Source organism: Sulfidibacter corallicola (assembly GCF_017498545.1).
In the GTDB taxonomy this organism is placed as follows: Bacteria; Acidobacteriota; Holophagae; order Acanthopleuribacterales; family Acanthopleuribacteraceae; genus Sulfidibacter; species Sulfidibacter corallicola.
The window spans coordinates 6,870,397-6,893,078 of the sequence record NZ_CP071793.1 but is presented as its reverse complement, the minus strand read 5'-3'; the positions used below and the strand labels follow the sequence as shown (position 1 = coordinate 6,893,078).

The window sequence follows — 22,682 nt, the reverse complement described above, 5'->3', positions numbered from 1 at the left end:
CGGGGTGCCCGCTGGTGGCGGGCCTCTGGCCCGCGTTCTAAATAAATAATGGTCCAAACCGACGTCCGGTCGCACCTACAGCGCGACCCGGGGCAGGTCCCCATCCTGATGGGACGTCAATGTCGCGGCACGTTCCCACCAACATCCACCCATGAGGGGATTCCCCGCCCCCAGCGACGTCCGGTCGCACCTGCAGCGCGACCCGGGGCAGGTCCCCATCCTGATGCGATGTCAATGTCGTGGCACGTTCCCACCAACATCCGCCCGAGGTGGAATCCCCGTCCGCAGCGATGTTCGGCCGCAACACCAGCGCGAAGTACCGCGCGATCCACGATCGTTGCCAAGACTGCTTCTCATCCACAAAAAAAGATAAAGCCTGACTTTTGTCCAATACCGATCGCGTCACGGGCTACAGAATTCAATGCAAGGACTTGGACATTTTGCGGATGTCACTTCGAAAGGGGGTTCAATGGAACCGTTTTCCTCGCGCTTCATGGAGGGTCGGCGCATCGTCGGCATTTTGGGCGGCATGAGCGGCGAATCGACGCTCACCTTCCTGAGAGATCTCTACGACGAGGCCCGCCGGCTCGCCGGCGGCACCCACCTCTGCGAAACCCTGATGTACAGTGTGGACTTCTACAACATCGAAACCTTCGTACATGCCGAGCGCTGGGAAGAGGCCGCCCACTACGTCGTCGACAAAGGACGCCGTCTCGAAGCGGCCGGTGCCGATTTCCTGGTCATCGTCTGCAACACCATGCACAAGGTGGCGCCCCAACTCGAAGCCGCCGTGTCGATCCCGTTGCTGCACATCGCCGATCCCACCGGCGAGGCCGTGGCGGCCGCCGGCGCGCGGCGCATCGCCTTGATGGGAACCCTGAACCTGATGCGCGATCAGGAGTATCAGGACCGCTTTCGCCGGTACTACGACCTGGACGTATTGCTGCCCCAACACGAAGAACAGGTGGAAATCCACCGCATCCTGTTCGAAGAGCTTTGTCGCGGGGTGATCCTGCCCGAATCGAAAGCGATCCTGCTGACGATCATGGACCGCCTGGTCTCGCGCGGTGCGGAAAGCATCGTGCTCGGTTGTACCGAGCTGGAAATGCTCGTCAAAGCCAAGGACTACCCACGCGTTCCCGTCTTCGACACCATGGCGCTGTTGGCGCGCAAATCCGCGGCCCTGAGCGTGGGCATCGATCGATGGGATCGCCTGACCGCGCGCCGTCCGCGGGAGTTGACCGATGTCTGAGCTGTTCGGCAGCCTTTCCCTGGGTATGGGCGTGTTCATCTACTGCCTGTACTTCCGCCAGGTGGCGCGGGGGATGTCCAAGCCAAATCTGTTCACCTGGACACTTTGGCTGCTGATCGGCTGGCTGAATTTCGCGACCTACATGCCGCTGGTGGGCAACGATCCGTTCAAGGGTTCCATGACCGTGGTCAGCGCCGTGATGTTGACGTTGCTCTACATCTACATTTTCCGGCGCGGCACCTACGTGTCGCTGTGCCGCTTCGATGCGGTCGTTTTCGTGCTGGCGCTCGGCGTGCTCGGCTTTTGGCAGGTGACCGGCAACGGGCTGATCGCCAACCTGTTGCTGCAGGTGTGTTTCATCCTGTCCTTCATCCCAACCCTGCGGGCCCTGGTCCGCGACGAGGCGTACGAATCGCCGACCGTGTGGATGCTGGCGGTGGTGACCTACGGGTTCAACATCTTGGCCATCGCCTTCGACGAGGTTTCGGGACTCGCGGAGTTCGCCTTCCCGGTCGTCAATGGCGTGTTGGGGAACGGCAGCGTGTTGGTGGTGACCTTGTGGTTCCGCCGCTACGAATCTTGGTTTTAACAGGCGGGTTCGGACCGTGATACCATGCTACAGGAGGATGTGATGGGTGCTCTCGAGTACAATCACATTTGGAAGGACGAGGATTTGGAGGGGTTGGAAGCGCGCCGGTCGCGTCTGGTGTCCCACATTTTCCCCAAACATTTCCACGATACCTACGGATTTGGCCTCACGGGTTCGGGTCATGGTCTGGTTTTTTCACGAGGCGCCAAGCACATCGCCTCGTGCGGTGATTTCATCTTTTTGCGACCCGGCCAGGTCCATAGCGGCCACCCCCAGGACCAGGAGACGTGGGAATACGCGATGTTGTATTTCGATCCGTCCGTGGTGGAAGCGCAGATCGGGGTCAAGGGCACACTTCACCTGGGCAATCAGACGGTGTTCCGCGAAAAGCGCTTGATGCCGGCGTTCATGCGACTGTTCGAAGTGTTGTTGTATCCGGTCACCGTGGCCGAAAAGGAATCGGCCTACCGGGATTTCCTGACGGTGTGGGGGCAGGCCGCCTCGATTTCCAACGAATCCTCGTACAACCGCCGCGAAGTCAAATTGAAAATCGTGCGTGACTACATCATGGCCCACTGGGACGGCGAATTTTCCGTGGACGAACTGGCGGGCAAAGTGGGGCTGAACCCGCGCTACCTGATCGGATCGTTTCGCCAGGCCTACGGCCTGCCGCCCCACCAGTACCAGATCCAGGTACGTCTGAACAAGGCCCTGGCCATGTTGCGCGAGGGCAAAGACATCGCCCAGGTGGCCACCGATTGCGGTTTCTACGACCAGTCGCACCTGACGCGAACGTTCAAGAAATGCCACGGCTTCACGCCGGGCGTGATGCGGCCCAAGTCACGCATTCGCTGTAACCTGTAGGTCATGACCCCCGGTGTACCCCACCCAGGGTCGCGCGCTCAGAAATTGGCGCTCTTGGGCGTCTTCACCGATTCCATGAAACGCAGGGCGCGCTTCTGCGACGCGTAGTCGATCATCACCCGCTCCGGCTTGATGTAGCCCGCCTGGGGATCGAAATCGTAGACCCGTTTCTGCAGGTACCACGGCAGATCCTGCAACTCCTTCTCGGCCTGGTTGCAGACCTCGGTCGGCTCCGTCCCGCGCTGGAAGACCTCGGCGATCATGTCGTCCTGGTTGCAGTCGCAATCCGGCGTGATCTTCTTTCCGGTGAACTTGTCCACCGGCACCATCACCAGGCCCTCGGGAATGGGGAAGACCGCCCGCTCGCGCAACTCGGACTTGATCTCGCCGAAAAACCGCAGCCAGATCGGCAGGGCCGTGTTGCCACCCGTGCGGTTGCGGCCGATGGTCTCTTTCAGGTCTCGGCCGACCCAGGCGCCGCCCACGATCTCGGGCGAATAACCGATGAACCAGGCGTCGGTGTAGTCGTCGGTCGTGCCGGTCTTCCCGGCCAGGTCCATGCCCAGGCGAGCCGCACGCCGGGCCGTGCCCTTCTCGTCCGTGATGACCGAACGCATCGCGCTCGTCACCATGTAGGCGTTCTGCGGTGAAATGACCTGATGGCCGCGAATCGGGTTCTCCTCGATCATGCGCCCCTTGGCGTCCATGATCAGCGAGATGAAGCGCGGCTCGTTGCGCACGCCGTTGATCGCGAAGGTGCCGTAGCTGTGCACCATGTCGGCGAGCGTCATTTCCATCGCACCCAACGCCAAACTGGGAAACGGTTGCAGATCGTTGCCCTCGTCCACCTTGAGCCGGTGCGAGTACTCGAGCACCTGGTCGTATCCGGCGGAATTGAGCAACTTGACGCTGACGATGTTGAGCGACTGGGCCAGGGCGTTGCGCAGGGTCACGCGACCCTTGTAGCGGTTGTAGTAGTTGTGGGGCTGGTAGGGCTTGGGCGGGGCCACCAGGCCCAGCTTGATCTTGCGCTTGAGCGCGGCCGAACCGTAGATCTGGAGCTCGCCGTTCTCGTCCAGGTAGAACCGCGAGGGATCGATGAACTGGGTGGGCTCGTCGAACAGCAGATCGGCCAGGGTGAAACCCTTCTCCAGTGCGGCCCCGAACACGATCGGCTTGAAGGCCGAACCCACTTGGCGCTTGGCCTGCTCGGCGCGGTTGAATTTACTGCGGGTGTAGTCGTAGCCCCCCACCTGGGCCAACAGATCGCCGCTGTGGGGATCGACGGCCATGAATGCCGCCTCGATGTCCGGCTCCTGATCCAGGGCCAGTTGAAATTCGATCCGTTTCTCGGGTTCGGGCGGTTCTTCCGCGGCCAGTTCGGCCTCGATCTCGGAGGGCTCCGCCGGCTCGGGTTTCTCTGCCGCGACAGGCACGGCCACCTCCACCGTCACCACCTTGAACAAGGGCACATCGCCCACCTTGAACAGCTTGTCCAGCTTGCCTTCCTTGGGTCTGGCCCATTTGAAACGGTCCATGGTCACCTGGTAGATCTGGTCGTCCACCCGCACGGAAATATGGGATTCGGCGACCTGCGTCACCACGCCACGCAGGGTGATCCCCTCCTGAATCGGTTGGTGCCAGGAAGGATCGAAGTACGAGGTCAGGACGCCCGGATCCTGGCCGTCCTCACCCTTGAAGACCGAGGGACAATCGTAGGGCCGATAACCCATGGCCTTGTCCACTTCCTTGAGACCCTCGCGAACCGCTTCCTCGGCGATCACCTGGTACTTCATGTCCAGCGTGGTGTGCACGTCCCACCGCGAGGTACGCACCGTTTCCTCGCCGTACTTTTCGAACAGGTACTTGCGCACCTTGTCCACGAAGTAACCGGCCACCGGCTTGGGCGCAGCCCGCTTGCGGTCGACCAGCACGATCGGCTGTTTCTTGGCGACCTCGTATTCGCGCGGGGTGATGTACCCTTCCTCGCGCATCCGGTACAGCACGATGTTGCGGCGCCGGCGACACAGGTCGGGATTCTTGTAGGGGTTGAATTTGGATGGCGCCTGGGGAAGCCCGGCCAGCGTGGCGCACTCCACCAGACTGAGGGCCCCGACCGATTTGCCGAAGTAATAGCGCGCGGCGGCTTCGATCCCGAACTGATTGTTGCCCAGCGGGACCTCGTTGGCGTACATCGCCAACACCTCTTCCTTGGTGAACCGGATCTCGAGCTGCACGGCCAGCAACTGCTCCTTCAACTTGCGGGCGCTGGAGAAGCGTCGGTCGTTGGTGATGTTCTTGACGAGCTGCTGGGTGAGTGTGGACGCCCCGCGCAGCCTGCCGGTCATGGCGTAATCCTTGACCGCGGCGATGATGCCCAGCGGCGAAACCCCGATGTGGTCGAAAAAGTACTCGTCCTCGACAGCCACCAACGCGTGCACGAAATTCTTGGGAATATCCTTGTATTCCAGCATGATACGCTTTTCGGAAGAAATGATGTCGATCAGGTCGCCGTTGCGCGCGTAGACCCGCGTGAACTGGGCGGGTTTGTAACTGGCCAGCCGTTGCAAGTCCTCGAATTGGGCCCCGCGCCACAGGATGTACATGCCGATGCCGACCCCGCCAGCCACCCCGATCGACGTGACCAACACGAACACAAACAGGCGCCGGAACCACTTGCGAACGGTTTGCGGTTTCTTGGCGGACACGGTGGAAGCGGAACCGGCGGGGGTCGCCGGTGGGAGGCTGGACGAATCGGATTGGGCCATGGGGTCAAATCTCCATCAAAACGGGCGTCGAGCCGGTGTTGCCGGTTCGATCATGGCCGGGGTGGCGTGCACCGCCGGCGACAAGCGATTGTCAAACGAACGCGCGAGGACACATTAGATCATACAGACTCTTACGACTTCCTCGAAGGTGGTTTCTCCGGCGATCATCTTACGAATGCCGCATTCCTTGAGGGTTTCCATGCCTTTTTGGCGACAGGCCTTGCGAATGGAAATCGTATCATCCTTGGCGACGATCATTTTGCGGACGGTATCGTCGACCTGCAGCAATTCGAAGACACCGGTCCGGCCGTACAGCCCCGTATAGCGACAAACGTGACAGCCCTTGCCGCGCCGTACGCGCAGGGGTTTGCCGGTCCGGGTGCGAATGTTCAGCAGGCTCAACTGGGCCTGGGTGAGGATGTCGGATTCGGCGCAATGGCGGCACACCTGGCGCACGAGTCGTTGGGCCAAGACGCCCAGCAGGGTCGAACCCAGCAAAAAGGGCTCGGCCCCCAAATCGAAGAGACGTGCGACACTGGCGGCGGAATCGTTGGTGTGCAGGGTCGAAAACACGAGGTGACCGGTCAGCGCCGCCTGCAGGGCATAGGTCGTGGTTTCGGGATCGCGAATCTCACCCACCATGATGACGTCCGGGTCCTGGCGCAGGATGGTGCGCAGGGCGCCGGCGAAGCTCAAATCCAGAATCGGGTTCACCAGGACCTGGTTGAAGGGCTCGTAGACCATTTCGATGGGATCTTCGATGGTGGTGACGTTGATTTCACGCGAGGCCCGCATCTGCAGTGTCGAGTAGAGGGTCGTGGTCTTGCCGCTACCGGTGGGCCCGGTCACCAGGAAGAGACCGTTGGGCTCCTGGATCAATCGCTCGTATTCGCGAAATTCGTCTTCGCGGAAGCCCAGGTCCAGCAGGTCTTTCATGACGACCTCGGGATCGAAGATCCGGATGACCATCTTCTCACCGAACGCGACCGGCAAAATGTTACAGCGCAGTTCGACCTCGCGGGCCTTGATCTTGGTCTTGATGCGGCCGTCCTGGGGTTTGCGACGCTCGGCGATGTCCATTCGGGCCAGCAGCTTGATTCTCGAGAGCACGGCGGCGTGGACCTTCGGGGTCATGGTCTGGATGTCGTGCAGGACCCCGTCGATACGGAACCGGATCACCGAATGCTCGCGCTTGGGTTCCACGTGGATGTCGCTCGAGCGCTGATCGTAGGCGTACATCAATAGATATTCGACCGCCTTGATGACGTGCGAATCGGAGGCCTCCAGCTCGCGCTCCGATTTGAGATTGACGAGCTGTTCCAGGTTGCCCAGGTTGACGATCGGGTCCAGGTCCTTCTCGGCCTTCTGGACGCTCTGGCGGAACCCGTAGAATTCGGTGAGGATGCGAACGATCTCGTTCTTGGGGGCGACGACGATCTTGATGTCCATGCCCGAGTTGCGTTTGAGGTTGAACGCCAACTCCAGATCGAAGGGATCGATCATGGCGCAGACCAGCACACCCTCCTCCTCTTCGCGCAGGGGCACGACCAAGTATTTGCGGGCGAAGGGTCGCGACACGTGCTTGGCGAGCAGGTTGGAATCGATCTGCAGGGGGTCCAGGTGGACGTAGGGCACCTGTTTCTTCTCGGCGATGAACTGGGCCAGCAGGTCCTCGGTCACGCGTCGCTTGGGGTCGTCGCGAAAATCGGGAAAATTGAGTACCACGTCGATGGGGTGGATCATGCTGGCATTGGCGAAGCGGCCGGCGTAGTTGTCCCGATTGGCCCTGAAGATGTTCTTGCGGACCTGGCTCTCCTGCTGTAACAGGTATTCAGATTTTTCCGGGGTGATCACGTGACGTTCGACGAGAAGATTGAGCAGAAACGGAACATCGATCATGGGCGACCCTTTCGTAACTGAGTTGGAAGACGTTTGCAACCATCATGGCACAAGTGCACGTGAAATGTTTCGTTATAGTTCAATCGACGCCCGCACTTCCGCGACCTCGCTCACCAAGCGGGTTCCCGGGAGACGAAGCGCGGCGGAAACCCGGCCGCGACACCGCGGGTGACGGTCGTTCGGGCCGGTCTCGCGAACAGGAAAAACCGAACGGATCGAGGATGCGCCGTCGCGTCACATGGCGTAGACCACGTGCTGTTCGGCCTTGAAGACGGCGTAGAGCTTTTCGATCTCTTCGAAGACCTCGATGTGCACGTCGACGGTATAGGACATGTACTTGCCGTTTTTGCTCGGCGTGGCGCGCCAATCGGGAGAACCGAGGTCGCGGCCGAGCGTATCGCCGATCAAGGCGACGACGGCTTCGCGCCCCAAAAACTCGGGATTGACGATCACCTTGAAGGAGAAGGGCCCTGGCAAATCGACGAGATCGCGTAGGCCATTGGCATTGGGCTGGGACATGTGGGAAACCTCCTGAACGGAAAAACGCCCGGCCAGGGCGCCCCGGATCGGTGCATTCGGAAACGACGAACTCTTTGCAGGGATACGCGCACATTGTCGGGCGACCCGACAACTTCCCCGTTCAACCGGAAGATCTCGCCCGAAGCCGCCGTGAGCGGCATCAACTCGAGACCCGAAGCCGGACATCCAATCGCGAGCCCATCCAGTCATCGACCCCCGAAGGCGGAAACAACTCTCGCATCTGGACGGGCACTCCCTAGTATAGCGGGGTAGGGCGGGAAAGAGAAAGCGCGAGAGAGGACGCGGAGCCGTGGCGGACAGGGGTTTCGGAAGGTGCGGACGGCGGCGGCCCGAGCCGGGAGCGGCAAAAAAAAGAAGCGCACCAAAGGATCCGGGCGGGAGGGGATTTCGGGAAAAGCGCAACGGATCCGCTCACAAAAACTTGACATCGCTCTTATAAAAAAAAGTTGACACTAACTGACTCACGTCACATAATGGCAATCGTCAATTTGAGTCGTGCTATTCGCAAGGAGGAAATCCATGGGTAAGATCATCGGAATCGATCTTGGTACCACCAACTCGGTCGTTGCCGTCATGGAAGGAAAAGACCCTAAAATCATTACCAACGCCGAAGGGCAGCGGACCACGCCCTCGGTGGTCGGCTTCACCAAGGCCGGTGAACGCCTGGTTGGCCAAGTCGCCAAGCGCCAGGCCATTACCAACGCCGACAACACCATTTACTCGGCTAAGCGCTTCATGGGTAAGAAGTACAACGAAATGTTGAAAGAAGCCGATCGGGTACCCTACGAAGTCATCTCCGGACCCAACAGCGACGTCCGCATCCGCACTTCCGAAAAGGACATGTCGCCCCCCGAGATCTCCGCCATGGTCCTGCAGAAACTGAAGCAGGCCGCCGAGAGTTACCTGGGCGAGACCATCACCGATGCCGTCATCACCGTACCGGCCTATTTCAACGACGCCGAGCGCCAAGCCACCAAGGACGCCGGCAAGATCGCGGGCCTCGAAGTCAAGCGCATCATCAACGAGCCGACCGCGGCCGCCCTGGCCTACGGCCTCGACAAGAAGTCCGACGAAACCATCGCCGTGTTCGACTTCGGCGGCGGTACCTTCGACATTTCGATCCTCGAAGTGGGCGAAGGGGTCGTCGAGGTCAAATCGACCAACGGCGACGTGCACCTGGGCGGCGACAACATCGACGAACTCCTGATCCAATGGATTCTGGAAGAGTTCAAGAAAGACCAGGGCATCGACCTCAGTGGCGACAAAATGGCCCTGCAGCGTCTGAAGGAAGCCGCCGAAAAAGCCAAGATCGAGCTTTCCAGCACGCAGAACACCGAGATCAACCTGCCCTTCATCACGGCCGACGCCTCCGGGCCCAAGCACATGAACCTGTCCTTGACCCGCGCCAAATTCGAGTCGCTGATCGACAACCTGATCCAGCGCCTGTTCGTGCCCTGCAAAAACGCCCTCAAGGACGCGGGCCTGCAGAACAAAGACATCGACGAAGTGGTCCTGGTCGGTGGTTCGACCCGGATTCCCAAGGTCGTCGAGCAAGTCACCAACTTCTTCGGCAAGGAGCCCCACAAGGGCGTGAACCCCGACGAGGTCGTCGCCATCGGTGCGGCCATCCAGGGCGGCGTTCTGGCCGGCGACGTGAAGGACCTGCTCCTGCTCGACGTCACCCCGCTGAGCCTCGGCATCGAGACCATGGGCGGCGTGGCCACGGTCCTGATCGAGCGCAACACCACCATTCCCACCAAGAAATCCGAAGTCTTCTCGACCGCCGAGGACAACCAGACCCAGGTGGAAATCGTGGTCTTCCAGGGTGAGCGCCCCATCGCTCGCGACAACAAGATCCTGGGCACCTTCAGCCTGGTGGGCATTCCGCCCGCACCGCGCGGCGTTCCCAAGATCGAAGTGACGTTCGACATCGACGCCAACGGGATCCTGCACGTGACCGCCAAGGACCAGGGCACCGGCAAGAAACAGGACATCCGCATCACCTCTTCCAGCGGCCTGACCGAAGACGAGATCGATCGCATGGTCAAGGAAGCCGAGACCAACGCGGACGCCGACCAGAAGCGCAAGAGCCTGGCCGAAGCGCGCAACAAGCTCGACTCGCTGGTCTGGCAGACCGAAAAGAACATGGAAGAAAACAAGGACAAAGTGGACGACAACGACCGCGAAACCCTGACCAAAGCGGTCGAGGACGCCAAGACCAAGGTCAAGTCCGAAAACCAGGAAGAGTTGGAAGCCGCCTACGAGACGCTGCTGAAGGCCGTCTCGGCTTGGAGCGAAAAACTCTACAAGGACCAGGGAGCCGGCCAGGAAGGCGGTCCGCAGGGTGACCAGCCCAAGGGCAACCCCGGCGGCCAGGGCCCCAACGACGACGGCGTCATCGATGCCGAAGTCGTCGACTGATTCTCGAGCGGCCATCCCTCGGGAATGACCTGGTGAATCCGTTTCCAAAAAAGGGAGGCCCGACGGCCTCCCTTTTTTTGACTGGAACCCCCGCCGATTCGCCGCGGACCCGGCCCACCGGAACCGTTGCCGATCGTCCAATCAGCCCGGTCCCCCATCCGGCGCGGACAAAAGCCTTACCTTTTCCAAACACGCTAATTTGGGTATGATGGAGATCGCACCATTTCCCATCCCCATCCGCCTGCACCGCACCCACAAGGTTCGGCAGAGGAAACGTTTAGGTGAAATATGGCCGAGGATTTCTACAAAGTTTTGGGTGTCAAACGGGATGCTTCCGGTGCCGACATCAAAAAGGCGTACCGCCGCCTGGCTCGCAAATATCATCCGGATTTCAATGCGGGCAACAAAGACGCGGAAACCATGTTCAAATCGATTTCCGAGGCTTACGACGTCCTCAGTGATCCCGAAAAACGCAAGAATTACGATCTATACGGGACAGCCACCCCGCCCCACGGCGGCCCAGGCGGCTCCGGACCCTACGGCAAACAGTGGGGCGGTTTCGGCGACTTCGACTTCCAGGGCTTCGATTTTTCGGGCGGCGGCGCCGGATCCAACGCCAAGGATTTCAGCGACATTTTCTCGGACATGTTCCGCAGCAGCCGCAACCGCACCGGCAAGAGCCGCGCGCCCCAACGTGGCCAGGACATCCAGCACTCGGTAACCTTGACCTTCATGGAAGCCATCAAGGGCATGACCATGAACTTCAAGATCGACCGCTCCCAAGTCTGCCCCAAATGCAAAGGTCAGTGCCGCATCAAGACGTCCAGCCAAACCACCTGTTCCACCTGCGGCGGCAGCGGCAAGCAGAAGATCCGCCAAGGCAACATGGTGTTCGAGACGCCTTGCCGGGCCTGCGAAGGCCGCGGCCATTTCGACAGCCAACCCTGCGGCGCCTGCCACGCTTCGGGAACCCGGCCCTTCTCCGAGAAGATCAAGGTCAACATCCCCCCGGGCGTCAGCAACGGAACCCGGGTGCGCGTCCCCCACAAGGGCGAGGCCGGTATCCACGGTGGTCCCGAGGGCGATCTGTACATCATCACCAAGGTCGAGGATCACGATTTTTTCGAGCGCAAGGGCGAAAATCTCTACTGTTCGATTCCCATCAGTTTCGTCGAAGCCACGCTGGGCGCCAAGGTGGAAGTGCCCACGATCGACGGAAGTGCGACCATCAAAATTCCACCCGGTACCCAGAACGGGCAGAAATTCCGGATTCGCGGCAAGGGCATTCCGGCCTTGCGTGGATCTCAAGTGGGCGACCAGTTCGTCGAGGTGCGGATCCACGTGCCGCGCTTGCGCGACGAGCGTTCGAAGGAGCTGCTGCGCGAATTCGAAACGCTCAACCCGGAGAACCCTCGGGAAAATCTACACGTGGGGAACTGAGCTGAAGCCAACCGTGTTATGGTTAAGCCAGGCGAAATGCAACTGTGCATTTAGGAATCAAGTTCAACGGGAGCGCAGGTTTTCCTAAATGAGAGGAAGAAAGAAACAACAACCGGGCTATTACTCGATCAGTGTCGTAGCCAAGACCTATGGGATTCATCCCCAAACCCTACGCATGTACGAGCGCGAGGGCCTGCTGTGCCCGTCGCGAACCGAGGGTAATACCCGCCTCTACTCGCAAACCGATGTAGAACGCCTGGAGCAGATTCTCAATCTCACGCGCGATTTGGGGGTCAACCTGGCCGGTGTCGACCTGGTCCTGAAGATGCGCGAACAGATGGAGAAAATGCAGTTGGATGTCAACGAGCTGCTGCGCGCATTTCGTCAAGTGATGATCGACACCCTGGAGGACGGGGAAACCAAGTACAAGAACTCGCTGGTTCGGGTCTCCCCCAAAACAAAAATCATCCGGCTGGATGACATGGTCGAGGATTCCCCGAAGGAGGGGCCATGAGCGCGGATATGTCGGAGGATTCTCACTTATCGACGGAGAATCTGAACTGGTACCTTCAGGAAATTTCGAAAATCCCGCAATTGACTCCGGATCAGGAGAAGGTGTTGGGTGCGCGGATCCAGGCCGGCGACCAGGAAGCTCTCAAGATCATGGTCGAGTCCAACCTCCGTTTCGTCGTCAGCATCTGTAAAAAGTACCGTGGTTTGGGACTTTCCTTCCTGGATCTCATGAACGAGGGCAACATCGGCCTGATCGAGGCCGCCAAGCGTTTCGACCCCGGCAAGAACGTCAAGTTCATCACCTACGCGGTTTGGTGGATCCGCCAGGCGATCATCCACGCGCTCGCCAAGCACAGCGGCGCCTTCCGCCTGCCCCAGAAGCAAGCCAACCTGATGTACCAGCTCGGCAAGAAGTACAACCAGCTCACCCAGAAGCTGGAGCGCACCCCCACCGTCGAGGAGTTGGCCGAAGCCCTCGAAATCACGGTCGCCGAGGTGGAGCAACTGCTCCAGGTGAGTGGCGACAACATTTCGCTGAGCGAGAGTCTCGACGACAGCAGCGATTTCCAACTGTTGGACAAGCTCAGCCAAGACACGGAGCTCTCGGCGGACGAGCACCTGCTCCAGGAAGCGTTCGAGCACCAGGTCCGCGAAATCCTCAAGGACCTGGACCAGAAGGAAGCCCTGGTCATCCGGCTGCGATTCGGGCTGGAGGGCAAGGAGCCGATGACGCTGAAGGAAATCGGCCAGATGTTGAGCCTGTCGCGCGAGCGCATTCGCCAGATCGAGGCGGTAGCGTTGAAAAAGCTCCGCAAGAATTCGGCGATTCAGGAACTGCGCGGCTACCTGACCTGATCGGTCTTTTACCCGAGCGATCTCACCTCCGCCGCAACCACACCAGGAAACCAGGAAAAGCGTCCGGCATCGCGCCGGGTGGGTTCCTGCGAACACCGGTCTACCCCCTCCGCCCTACACACCCAAACCACTTATTTTTAATTATTTATACCTACAACCCAACCATCGAATTTTTTTTTCAACAAACTTCCATCGTGCCTTTGGGTGGGTTGTCCTTCCAGGGTTCCTTTCTTCCTGCATTCCAGATTTTTTTGTCGCATCAACCCCAGGCCACTACGACAGGAACCTCGCACGATCAACATGCCCCCCAGATCGGCTGAAGTCTAGGCTCCCCACGAGCAGATCAGGAAGCCAGGAAATGCACCCCATATCGAGCCGGGCAGTTTCCTGCGAACGCCTGTCCCGAGCACCTCAGACAACATACAAAACGTTTCATTTAAAAAATTTACATCCCAAACCAAATATTTTTCTTTCAGTTCAAAAAAATTCACATAGTATCTTTGGGCGCGATGATTTCCTTTTTGTTCAATGAATGTGCACTGCATCTGTGGGTGCGTTGTCCTTCCAGGGTTCCTTTCTTCCTGCATTCCAGATTTTTTTGTCGCATCAACCCCAGGCCGCTACGACAGGAACCCCACACGATCAACATGCCCCCCAGATCGGCTGAGGTCTCGCCTCCCCACGAGCAAATCAGAAAGCCATGAAATTCAAAAGCCACGAAAAACTCACCTCACATGCACGGCTCATCCACACAGTCCACTCATTCCAAGAACCTTATGGAAACGTCAACCAAGGTGATCCCCAACATCTCGCCTACCCACCACCGCCAAAGCCTCGATTCTCCGAGGCTTTCCGATCTCGGGCCTCACATTTTCCGACACACGATGGACCTCCGAACCGCTTCCACAGGAACCGAAAACCAGGAAGTCATCGTTTCGGTTCCTGTCTCCGTGAACTCCGCGCACTCCGTGGTGAAAATTCCCTCCGACCTTCAACCCCCGCCGCGAACGGCTCCCCAAAACCCGGTTCCCACCCGATTTCAGGCAGTCACCGGCCCCGAAATCCCCGTCACACAAGCCAAGCCACTGAGAGCACCAATCTTGACAGGGTTTCCAGAGTTACCCTAAGATGGCCACGACTGCATAAACTCAACTCTAACCCGCTTGGGTTGTATCCAAGCGAAGAGATCGGGCCCATCCGCTCTCCTCGCGACGTCGATCCATCTATCCCATTTGTGCCCCGCCGGAGGTCCACTGGATCCGTCTTTTCAAAATCCGCCCGTAAAAGGTTTGTAAATGGAATTCATCACCCAGGTCATTACGACCATTACCGACATTGTCAACAATTATATTGTTCCCCCCACATTTTTGATTGTCGCCCTCTTGGGCACCGGACTGTTTCTCACGTTGCGGCTGGGTTTCATTCAGCTCAAACGCCTCAAGCACGGCATCGAGGTCACCAGCGGCAAATTCGACGATCCCAACGAACCCGGTGATGTCTCCCACTTTCAGGCGCTGACGACGGCGCTCTCGGCAACGGTCGGGGTGGGCAATATCGCCGGTGTGGCGGTGGCCATTCACTGGGGTGGTCCGGGCGCCCTGTTTTGGATGTGGATGACCGCCTTTTTCGGCATGGCGGTCAAATATTCGGAAGTCACGCTGGCACTGAAGTATCGCAATATCGAAGAAAACGTGTCCAGCAACCAGGGCGTGGTGGCCGGTGGCCCGATGTACTACATCGAAAAGGGCTTGAAAGAGGTCTACCCCAGCATGGCGGTCCTCTGGAAACCCCTGGCCATCTTTTTCGCCATGGGTCTGATGCTGACCTCCTTCCTCACCGGCAACGCCATTCAGGCCAACACCCTCGCCGACCAGGTGGAAAGCAATTTCGGCCTGAGCCCCTTCATCACGGGCGCGATCACCGCGACCCTGGTGGGCATCATCATTTTCGGCGGCATCAAGCGCATCGGCCGCGTCACCTCGATCCTGGCACCCATGATGGCGCTGCTCTACATCGCGGGCGCCCTGATCATCCTGGCCATGAACTTCAGCGAGGTCATCCCCGCCTTCGGCACCATCGTCAAAGAAGCCTTCAACCCCACCGCCGGCGTGGCCGGAACCGGGGTCGGCGTCTTTTTGAGTACCTTGATGTGGGGTGTCAAGCGCGGTCTGTTCTCCAACGAGGCCGGCCAGGGTTCGGCCCCGATCGCCCACGCCGCCGCCAAAACCGACGAACCGGTTTCCGAGGGCGTCGTGGCTCTGTTGGAACCCTTCATCGACACCATTCTGATCTGTACCATCACCGGCCTGGTTCTCGTCTCCACCGGCGTATGGAACGCCAAGCATCCCACCGAAATGCCGCTCACCTCGAGCGATATCAGCTACCTGGTGTACTCCGACGACGGCAATACCAGCCAGGATGCAGGCGGTAACCTGACCACGGGCGATGCGCCGGCATTGATTCGCGTGGTCGCCGGCGAGCCGCATTACCAAAATGGCGACACCCGGTTCGCCTGGCACGATGTCACCGTCGATCGCTTTTTCGTGGACGAAGCCCACACCCAGACCTTCGAGGGCGTCATCCACGCCGCCGAAGGTAAGGCCGTCGCCGCCAACGGCGCCGAGTGGACGACGCTCTACGGCATGGCGGTGGAAACCTCGGCACCCCTGACCGCCAAAGCCTTCAGCAAGAACCTCGGCAGGATCGGCGAGTGGATCGTCCTGCTCTGCGTGGTGCTGTTCGCCATTTCGACGGCGATCTCCTGGAGCTACTACGGCGATCGCTGCGCCAACTACGTCTTCGGACCGGCGGCCATCGTGCCCTACAAACTCGTCTTCATCGTGTTCCACTTCATCGGCGCGGTCACCTCGCTCAACGTCATCTGGAATTTCGGCGACGTGGCCCTCAGCCTGGTAACCATCCCGAACCTTCTGGCGCTCATCCTCCTTTCCGGAGTGGTCTGGCGCACGACCGCATCCTACTTCGAGCGCAAGCCCTGGACGCGGTATGTGGAAAAGAAGGAGTCCTAAAACGAATCGGCAGGGAGCTTCGCCGTATGCAGGGCCCCTCGCGGGCCCCGCACCCACGGCGAACTCCGGCCACCCAAAGCGGGGGAATTTATGAGCTACCTTGGCAATCAGAGACGGTTGAGTACGGATCTTCCACGCGCCGCGATCTTGGTCCTCAGTCTGCTCTGCTTCGTCGGATGCGGCGGCAGCACGGTCTCCAAGGAACAGGTCTCGGAAAAGATCAACATGATCAGCGAAAAGTTGGTCCTTATCGAGACCCAAGCTTCGGCCACCGATCAGGAAGCGCTCGACCTGGTGGAAAACTCCCGCTCCAAGTTGCGCAAGGTTCAGGACCTCATCATTCAGGACGAATTCACCCGAGCCCACGAGGCGCTGCTGACGATCGAACGCGAGCTGGATCGTTTCCAGCGCGCAAACTCCAACAGCCGGACGCTGGTGGACTTCAAGGATTTCGGTAGTGTCAAGGTCCGCTTGGGCGACGGCGCCTTCGAGCGCATCACGCCGCACGTGGACCTCTCCAAGCTGCGCGGGATCGAGACCGGCATTCGCTCGGGCATCGAACTGAACCCCAACAGCTCGTTGAAGATCTTCGTGCAAGCCTCCTCGGAGGTGATCGTGCACCAGTACAGCACGTCGGGCCAGAACTACGACCTGGAGCTGGTCAAGGGCGAGCTCTACATCAGCAAGGGCACGGACCAGAACGTGGTCCTGCGGCTGGGCCAGTTCCGCGCCACCCTAAACGCAGTGAGCAGTGCCGAGCTGAACATCATCCCGGTTTCACGAAAAATGTACTTCTCGCTTCACAAGGGTACCGCGGCCTGGACCGAAGGCGACGAAAACGGAACCCTGGTCAAGTACCAGGCCATGAAGTGGGTGGACGGACGTCGCAACCAGGTGCCGATTCCGGTGGCACCCGGCTTGGATTCACCCAACAACAACGAATCGGTCGCCACCGGGACGACCGGGAAGGCCACCATCTCGTTTCGCTGGCACACGGAAGTGTTCATTCCGGAATTTCAACTCCAGGTCAGCGAACACCCCCAATTTTTTACGCGCAAGGCCGATGAAATCGGCGTGCGCAGCGGCGGTGCCGAAATCGAGCTGCCCACCGGAAAATATTACTGGCGCGTTCGCGGTCTCGGCGAAGACAACGTGCCGGGCCCCTTTTCGCGCGTTCGCATGCTGAGCGTGACTCGCCAATCCTCCCGAACCGGCGACATTGCCGACTCGGGCCGGCCCAAGGCGAACGTGCCAGGACCGAAAGTGCGCGACCTCAAGGTGGAAATTATCGGTGGGATGGCGATCATTTCGGGCAAGACCAGCGACAATGTCGGGGTCAACGTCAACGGTGTGGCCGCGGTCATGATGGGCGAAGGCCTGTTCCGAGCGGTGGTGAATTTCGAAAAGGCCGGCAAACACCAGTTGCGCATCATCGCCACCGACAAGGCCACGACCGGCGAAACCATCGTCGAACGCACCGTCCAGATCAAGTTCTGATTCCGAGGCCTCCCGGCCGGCACACATCACCGCTCGGGACATCGACTCGGGTCGATACCCCGGCGGAACCCCAGGAACCGTCATGACTTCACCTGCCCCGGCCGTCACCCTGGCCAACCTCGAAACCCTGATTGCGCGCGAACCCTTCATGCAGGGCTACGATTTGAAAGTCCTCGAGCTGGTACGCGGCGGTGCGACCATCGAAATCCCCTACAACCCGCGCTTCGATCGCCCTGGCGGCGTGGTTTCCGGCCCGGTCTTGATGACCGCCGCCGACGCCGCCTTCTGGTTCGCGGTCATGAGCGAAATCGGCATGGAAACGATGGCCGTCACCTCGGAGCTGAACAACGCCTTCCTGCGTCCGGCGGTTCGCGAGCCGGTGATCTGCAAAGCGCAGATCCTCAAATCGGGCAAGAAACTCATTTACGGAACGGCCGAGTGTATGAGCACCTCGGGTCGGCTGTTCAGCCATCACACGGTGACCTACGCCTGTATGGACAAAGTTTGACACTCGATTACAAAACTGTAACATTCCATACTAAAATTATACTTCAAACATTATTCTCATAATAAAAATAGGTTTTTTCACAGTTTCCCCATAGAAACCCTCAGTGCTTTGTGGCATGATGCTGTCGGTCGATCGGGCCCTGTCGCATCGCGGCACTTTCGCCGGGTCCCGAGTCGCCCACGATCGGTACGGTCACCCGAGCGGACCCACAACGGGCCGCCGGAACGGAACAGGAATTCACGCACGAATGTCCACCCCAGGACGGGTTTTTGAACCGGGAGAACGATTCATGATGGTTGTGCGCACGCTTTTTCTGGCTCTGATGTTGATTTCTTTCCCAGGCTCGCTCCATGCGGCCAAAAACGTCGAACGTCCCAACGCCACCACGCCGGCAGATGCGATGGCGGCCGAAACATCGACCACGACATACGGCGCGAAGCCGCCTCGCCTCACCGATCGCCAAGGTCATTCCTTGACCTTTCGGAGCGAGGAAGCGCTATTGGCCTACTTGAAGAAGGCCCAGGTCACCGGAGAAAAGGTATTGAGTGGCGGCATCACCAAACCGCTGCGCCTGGACCTGCAACGCGAGGGCACCAACCTGCGCGGCATTTTCCGCCACGTTCACAGCACCAAGAACCGGCTCAAACTAAAAGGTGAACTGCACCGCTTCTACCAGGACAGCTTCCGCTTGGAAGTGGCGGCCTACGAGGTGTCGCGCCTCCTCGAGGTGGGCCACGTGCCGCCGGCGGTCATCCGCGGTTACCGCGGTCGCGACGGATCGCTCCAACTGTGGGTGGAGCACTCGATCACCGAGCAGAAGCGCCTCAAGGACGACATCCCCTTCCCCGAGTTTTTCGACCGTGAGAAACACGAGCAGCATATGCGGGCCTTCGACATCCTGATCTACAACTTCGACCGCCACGAAGGCAACTACCTCTACGACGCCCAGTGGTACGTTTGGTACATCGACCACTCGCGCAGCTTCAAGGTCGATTCGGGAACGCCCGGGTTGGCGGAGCTCCAGCGAGTCGAGCGCAAGTTTTGGCAGGCCCTGAGCACGACGTCCAAGAAGGCCTTGACGCAGGCGCTGCGATCGCACCTGAACCCGATGCAGTTGGCGACCTTCCACAAACGCCGCGAGCGCATGATCGAACACGTCGAAGGCCTGATCGAGCGCCACGGCGAGGAAGCCGTCCTGTTCGACTGGCACTGATCACGACGTCATCATTCCCCTTCTCGAAAAGGCGATTGCGGTCACCCCGCGATCGCCTTTTTTTGTTTGGGTGAAGGAGATCGTTCTCGATCCCAATCGACGATGACTTCGGGCTTTTACCACCGAGGTCACAGGCGGTACTGCCGGGGCCATTTCGTGGAAAGGCTTTCATTCGTGTCTATTCGAGTGATCCGTGGACACACGTGTCCTGTTCCGAGAAACCACTCCTCTCCGGCTCCTCTTTGGCCAAGAGACCTGTCCACGAATCACACAGATTTACACGAATGTTCAAACCATCCGTGGATTCTCCGTGGACTCTCTTGAAACGAATCCATCTGGAGTGCCCTAAAGTCGAGAGATTCGTCGTGCCCGGTAGGTTCAGCGGGCGGTAAGCCCTCGCCGAAGTGATCCACGCGAGGAGTTCCCGCATGCTTTAAGAGTCGGCGCGGCAGTAGGTTGGCCGGCCCGGCCGACACTTCGAAGCGATCAAGGCTTCGAAAAACCGACTCGTAAAAGAGCGAAGCAGATAAGTCGGGCCTTCGATCTCTCGATGGCGCAAAATATTTCTGCCAAGTCGCTTCGATTGGTTGAGCAAGCTGCTCAACCTACAGTCTTTGCGTCACTTACGAGCACACGAGCTCCTCGGATCGGCTCGCTTCGCGTTGTTTCTTTCTCGAAATCAAGCTGGGCGTCCGCCCCGTTTGTTCGTGGCTCTTATTTAACAAACTCTGTAAAGCTCGAAGATAAAGATAAAAACCTAAAAAGGCGGAGGCGCGGGGAGTTCGTCGAAAAATGTCGGCCCGGCGGGCCAACTTACTGCAACGACGCCCCTCTCACAAATGCGGGAACTCCCAAACGATTCGCTTCGATTAGTTACCCACCTGAAACCCGGGCCCCCGGCCTGGGCGGCGACTCATTGGTAAAAAAACCGCGGCCACCGTTTCAAAAAAAGATTGAGAGGATCCGCACACGGCATTCGTTGGGGGCCATGTAAACGGCAGCGTGCTTCGGGCAACCGACACGATCGTTCCCGCATCCCGGGCGCCCTTTCGCGTCCGGATGCGGGAACAGCCCGATGCGACCACGCCGACCCTATTCGACATAAAGGAGATCCTCATGCGATCTACAGCCAGACTGTATTCTATGTTGCTCGTACTCGTCCTGCTCGGCGCCACCGCCCTGACCGCCCAGGACGCGATGACCTTCTCGGAGGAAGAAGACCACCTCCATGACCTCAAAGCCCCCATGAGCGGTGAAACCCTGGACATCGTCGAATTCGAGACCGGGCACCAACTCATTTTCGTGGCCCTGCCCTCGACGGACGGTCAGCGCACGGTCGGCGTCGCCGAAGTCGTCCCCGAAGGCGACATCCCCTTCGTTTCCGGGTTCCAGCTCGAAGAAGCGACCCCGCACGAACTGTTCCTGGCCTTCACCCGCGAAGAGCGCCCCGTCCCGCGCGACCTGGCCGAAATCTACCCCGTGGAAGCCGCGAAACAGGAGAACCGCGGTTGGGCGCTGGACGAACTGGCCGTCACCGAGTTCGGCTTGGCGTTCGCCGACGGCCGCCTGGACGCGATGGAAGTCGAGAAGGCCAACATCGCCTGCAGCAACAACTGGTTCAACAACTGGATCCCCGATCACCTCTACCCCCATGATCGCTACGACCTGAACCAGAAGAGCGTCGGTCCCCTGTGGCAAAACTACTGCGCGGTCGGCAACGGCGTTTGCTGCTCCTTCGCCTCCCGCAAGCGCTACCAACACCGCCGCGACAACGCGGATCGCTGGACCTCCCACGTGTGTGGCCGCTCCACCGGCAGCCACAACTGGTTCTGCACCTCCGCCAGCGGCGAAGCCGAGGCCTATTTGACCTTCCTCTACCGCGACAGCAACAACAACGGCTGGAACAACGCCTTCTCCACCTACTACCCCAATGACGGCAGCGTGAGGGCCTACTACTGGTACTGGTCCGGCTCCAACTACGACTGGCAGGTGGCCGTTCTGAACGCCGTGGCGAACCAGGACGAATGGGACATCTACGTCGGCTGGGAAAACTGATCGAATCGGGCGGAGCACCACTCCGCCCTTTTTTCATTTTCCAGATCACCAAACGCCAATTTGCCTTCGAGGCCGCTCATGGATTTTTCGATAAGCGAAAAAAAGTGAGAGGATAAGTCACCCGTATCCGTTCAAGACCCGGAGCCGCTCGTATAAAGCCGGTTCCGAACGACCTCGAGGTAAGGAGACAGTATGATTATCGGCCTCTTCCACCACGCACGTACCGTATGGTTCTACTTGGCGATCGCCCTTTCCGGCGCCCTTTTCGCCGCACCGATCAAACCGCAGTCCATCGAATACGAAGTAGGTGTCTACCTGGATCAGGACGAACCCAACGAAGCGATTCAGCCCATCCTCCAAGTGGAATGGGCTCTTTTTCGTTACACCGTCGACCAATATTGGCGCGACGGTTACCAAGTCGCCGACCTGGAAGTCACCGACGGCAACCATCATTTCTCGGCGGTGTTCACGCGGGGAACCGCCACCCAGCGCATCACGGTCGGCACCCCATTGGGCGAGTTCCAGACCCTGATCAGCAGAATGCGCGGCGAGGGCCTGACGCTGAGCGATGTCGAGATCACCCTGGACCCCAACGGCGGCAAACGCTTTTCGGCCGTGTGGACCAAAGACCACCGCCACCGCCACTTCGAGACCGGGCTCAGCTATTCCCAGCTCTACGCCCTGAATCGAACGATGGAGAGTCGCGGCAAACATCTCGTCGACCTGGAGACGAACAGTGGCCAAGGCGGCGTGGTGCAGTACACCGGGTTGTGGGAATTCGCCGCGGAGGAATCGGATTACATCCTGGCTTCGGACTGGAACCATTTCCACGCCCTGTACCACCAAAAGCACTACGAAGGGGCACGCCTGATGGATCTGGAGCAACTACCCGACGGTCGCTACCTGGGCCTGTGGCAGGAACACTGCGGCCGCGACTTCCTGTGGGTCGGCACCAATTTTCTCGGTGCCACGGCACCCGATCCCAGCGATCCCGACTCGATCCTGAGCCACCAGTACCTGTTGGACTACGAGGTCATCGAGGAATCGGCCACGGAGTCGAACCACCCGGACGACGCCGTCGGCAGCGATCCCTGTGGTACCGTCCACGAAATGACCTGGCCCTCGCGACCGATGTGGACCGTGATGTTCGTCAACGACTTCGGCTTGACCTGGGACATCGACGGCAACCCGGCGGGCCTCAAGTTGCACAATGCCGGCTCGGCCGGTCCGGGCAATTAG

16 protein-coding genes are annotated in these 22,682 nt (G+C 59.6%); 13 read left to right on the top strand and 3 right to left on the bottom strand.

Going from position 1 to position 22,682, the window contains the following annotated elements; translation table 11 throughout:
- Positions 1 to 469 precede the first annotated feature (469 nt).
- From J3U87_RS21410 to J3U87_RS21400, 3 genes are read left to right on the top strand one after another with little or no spacing between them, the layout of a single operon-like run.
- Entirely contained in the window at positions 470 to 1,252 is a 783-nt protein-coding gene (locus tag J3U87_RS21410; RefSeq protein ID WP_237377817.1) for an aspartate/glutamate racemase family protein, read from the top strand.
- The gene (locus J3U87_RS21405; RefSeq protein WP_237377816.1) at positions 1,245 to 1,841 is read left to right on the top strand and encodes a hypothetical protein; all 597 of its coding nucleotides are present in this window, start codon (positions 1,245 to 1,247) and stop codon (positions 1,839 to 1,841) included. Before J3U87_RS21410 ends, J3U87_RS21405 begins: the two co-directional genes overlap by 8 nt.
- A gap of 42 nt (positions 1,842 to 1,883) precedes the next feature.
- Positions 1,884 to 2,705 (top strand): helix-turn-helix domain-containing protein, encoded by an 822-nt coding sequence (locus tag J3U87_RS21400; RefSeq protein ID WP_237377815.1) that lies wholly within the window; start codon positions 1,884 to 1,886, stop codon positions 2,703 to 2,705.
- A 38-nt stretch (positions 2,706 to 2,743) separates the two neighbouring features.
- Here J3U87_RS21400 and J3U87_RS21395 read toward each other — a convergent pair whose 3' ends face one another.
- The 3 genes from J3U87_RS21395 to J3U87_RS21385 form a co-directional block, all read right to left on the bottom strand.
- Positions 2,744 to 5,473 (bottom strand): penicillin-binding protein 1A, encoded by a 2,730-nt coding sequence (locus J3U87_RS21395; protein WP_237377814.1) that lies wholly within the window; start codon positions 5,471 to 5,473, stop codon positions 2,744 to 2,746.
- A gap of 114 nt (positions 5,474 to 5,587) precedes the next feature.
- Positions 5,588 to 7,372 carry a GspE/PulE family protein gene (locus J3U87_RS21390; RefSeq protein ID WP_237377813.1) on the bottom strand — a complete coding sequence of 595 codons (1,785 nt, stop codon included), beginning with the start codon at positions 7,370 to 7,372 and terminating at the stop codon, positions 5,588 to 5,590.
- 234 nt (positions 7,373 to 7,606) lie between these two features.
- Entirely contained in the window at positions 7,607 to 7,891 is a 285-nt protein-coding gene (locus J3U87_RS21385; RefSeq protein ID WP_237377812.1) for a DUF493 domain-containing protein, read from the bottom strand.
- Between the two features lie 540 nt (positions 7,892 to 8,431).
- Between J3U87_RS21385 and dnaK the strand changes: the two genes are divergently transcribed.
- The 10 genes from dnaK (at position 8,432) to J3U87_RS21335 (ending at position 22,682) form a co-directional block, all read left to right on the top strand.
- Positions 8,432 to 10,333: a molecular chaperone DnaK gene (dnaK, locus tag J3U87_RS21380; RefSeq protein ID WP_272932392.1), complete on the top strand. Its 1,902-nt coding sequence runs from the start codon at positions 8,432 to 8,434 to the stop codon at positions 10,331 to 10,333.
- Between the two features lie 288 nt (positions 10,334 to 10,621).
- Complete coding sequence (dnaJ, locus tag J3U87_RS21375) at positions 10,622 to 11,773, top strand: molecular chaperone DnaJ (protein ID WP_237377811.1); 1,152 nt, start codon at positions 10,622 to 10,624, stop codon at positions 11,771 to 11,773.
- Between the two features lie 88 nt (positions 11,774 to 11,861).
- Positions 11,862 to 12,287, top strand: a complete 426-nt coding sequence (locus J3U87_RS21370; protein ID WP_272932391.1) for a heat shock protein transcriptional repressor HspR — start codon at positions 11,862 to 11,864, stop codon at positions 12,285 to 12,287.
- Complete coding sequence (locus J3U87_RS21365) at positions 12,284 to 13,141, top strand: sigma-70 family RNA polymerase sigma factor (protein WP_237377810.1); 858 nt, start codon at positions 12,284 to 12,286, stop codon at positions 13,139 to 13,141. Before J3U87_RS21370 ends, J3U87_RS21365 begins: the two co-directional genes overlap by 4 nt.
- A gap of 1,295 nt (positions 13,142 to 14,436) precedes the next feature.
- Complete coding sequence (locus J3U87_RS21360; RefSeq protein WP_237377809.1) at positions 14,437 to 16,170, top strand: alanine/glycine:cation symporter family protein; 1,734 nt, start codon at positions 14,437 to 14,439, stop codon at positions 16,168 to 16,170.
- A 90-nt stretch (positions 16,171 to 16,260) separates the two neighbouring features.
- Positions 16,261 to 17,667 (top strand): hypothetical protein, encoded by a 1,407-nt coding sequence (locus J3U87_RS21355; protein WP_237377808.1) that lies wholly within the window; start codon positions 16,261 to 16,263, stop codon positions 17,665 to 17,667.
- Positions 17,668 to 17,749: 82 nt separating this feature from the next.
- Positions 17,750 to 18,175, top strand: coding sequence for a PaaI family thioesterase (locus J3U87_RS21350; protein WP_237377807.1), 426 nt, complete (start codon positions 17,750 to 17,752; stop codon positions 18,173 to 18,175).
- A 289-nt stretch (positions 18,176 to 18,464) separates the two neighbouring features.
- A complete protein-coding gene (locus J3U87_RS21345) occupies positions 18,465 to 19,388 on the top strand; it encodes a hypothetical protein (protein ID WP_237377806.1) in 924 nt (307 codons plus the stop codon).
- Between the two features lie 1,116 nt (positions 19,389 to 20,504).
- A complete protein-coding gene (locus J3U87_RS21340) occupies positions 20,505 to 21,443 on the top strand; it encodes a hypothetical protein (RefSeq protein ID WP_237377805.1) in 939 nt (312 codons plus the stop codon).
- 192 nt (positions 21,444 to 21,635) lie between these two features.
- Positions 21,636 to 22,682: a hypothetical protein gene (locus J3U87_RS21335; RefSeq protein ID WP_237377804.1), complete on the top strand. Its 1,047-nt coding sequence runs from the start codon at positions 21,636 to 21,638 to the stop codon at positions 22,680 to 22,682.

Coding starts and splice junctions, on each gene's coding strand:
- J3U87_RS21410 (WP_237377817.1), top strand. CDS start 470: ATGGAACCGTTTTCCTCGCGCTTCATGGAGGGTCGGCGCATCGTCGGC.
- J3U87_RS21405 (WP_237377816.1), top strand. CDS start 1,245: ATGTCTGAGCTGTTCGGCAGCCTTTCCCTGGGTATGGGCGTGTTCATC.
- J3U87_RS21400 (WP_237377815.1), top strand. CDS start 1,884: ATGGGTGCTCTCGAGTACAATCACATTTGGAAGGACGAGGATTTGGAG.
- J3U87_RS21395 (WP_237377814.1), bottom strand. CDS start 5,473: ATGGCCCAATCCGATTCGTCCAGCCTCCCACCGGCGACCCCCGCCGGT.
- J3U87_RS21390 (WP_237377813.1), bottom strand. CDS start 7,372: ATGATCGATGTTCCGTTTCTGCTCAATCTTCTCGTCGAACGTCACGTG.
- J3U87_RS21385 (WP_237377812.1), bottom strand. CDS start 7,891: ATGTCCCAGCCCAATGCCAATGGCCTACGCGATCTCGTCGATTTGCCA.
- dnaK (WP_272932392.1), top strand. CDS start 8,432: ATGGGTAAGATCATCGGAATCGATCTTGGTACCACCAACTCGGTCGTT.
- dnaJ (WP_237377811.1), top strand. CDS start 10,622: ATGGCCGAGGATTTCTACAAAGTTTTGGGTGTCAAACGGGATGCTTCC.
- J3U87_RS21370 (WP_272932391.1), top strand. CDS start 11,862: ATGAGAGGAAGAAAGAAACAACAACCGGGCTATTACTCGATCAGTGTC.
- J3U87_RS21365 (WP_237377810.1), top strand. CDS start 12,284: ATGAGCGCGGATATGTCGGAGGATTCTCACTTATCGACGGAGAATCTG.
- J3U87_RS21360 (WP_237377809.1), top strand. CDS start 14,437: ATGGAATTCATCACCCAGGTCATTACGACCATTACCGACATTGTCAAC.
- J3U87_RS21355 (WP_237377808.1), top strand. CDS start 16,261: ATGAGCTACCTTGGCAATCAGAGACGGTTGAGTACGGATCTTCCACGC.
- J3U87_RS21350 (WP_237377807.1), top strand. CDS start 17,750: ATGACTTCACCTGCCCCGGCCGTCACCCTGGCCAACCTCGAAACCCTG.
- J3U87_RS21345 (WP_237377806.1), top strand. CDS start 18,465: ATGATGGTTGTGCGCACGCTTTTTCTGGCTCTGATGTTGATTTCTTTC.
- J3U87_RS21340 (WP_237377805.1), top strand. CDS start 20,505: ATGCGATCTACAGCCAGACTGTATTCTATGTTGCTCGTACTCGTCCTG.
- J3U87_RS21335 (WP_237377804.1), top strand. CDS start 21,636: ATGATTATCGGCCTCTTCCACCACGCACGTACCGTATGGTTCTACTTG.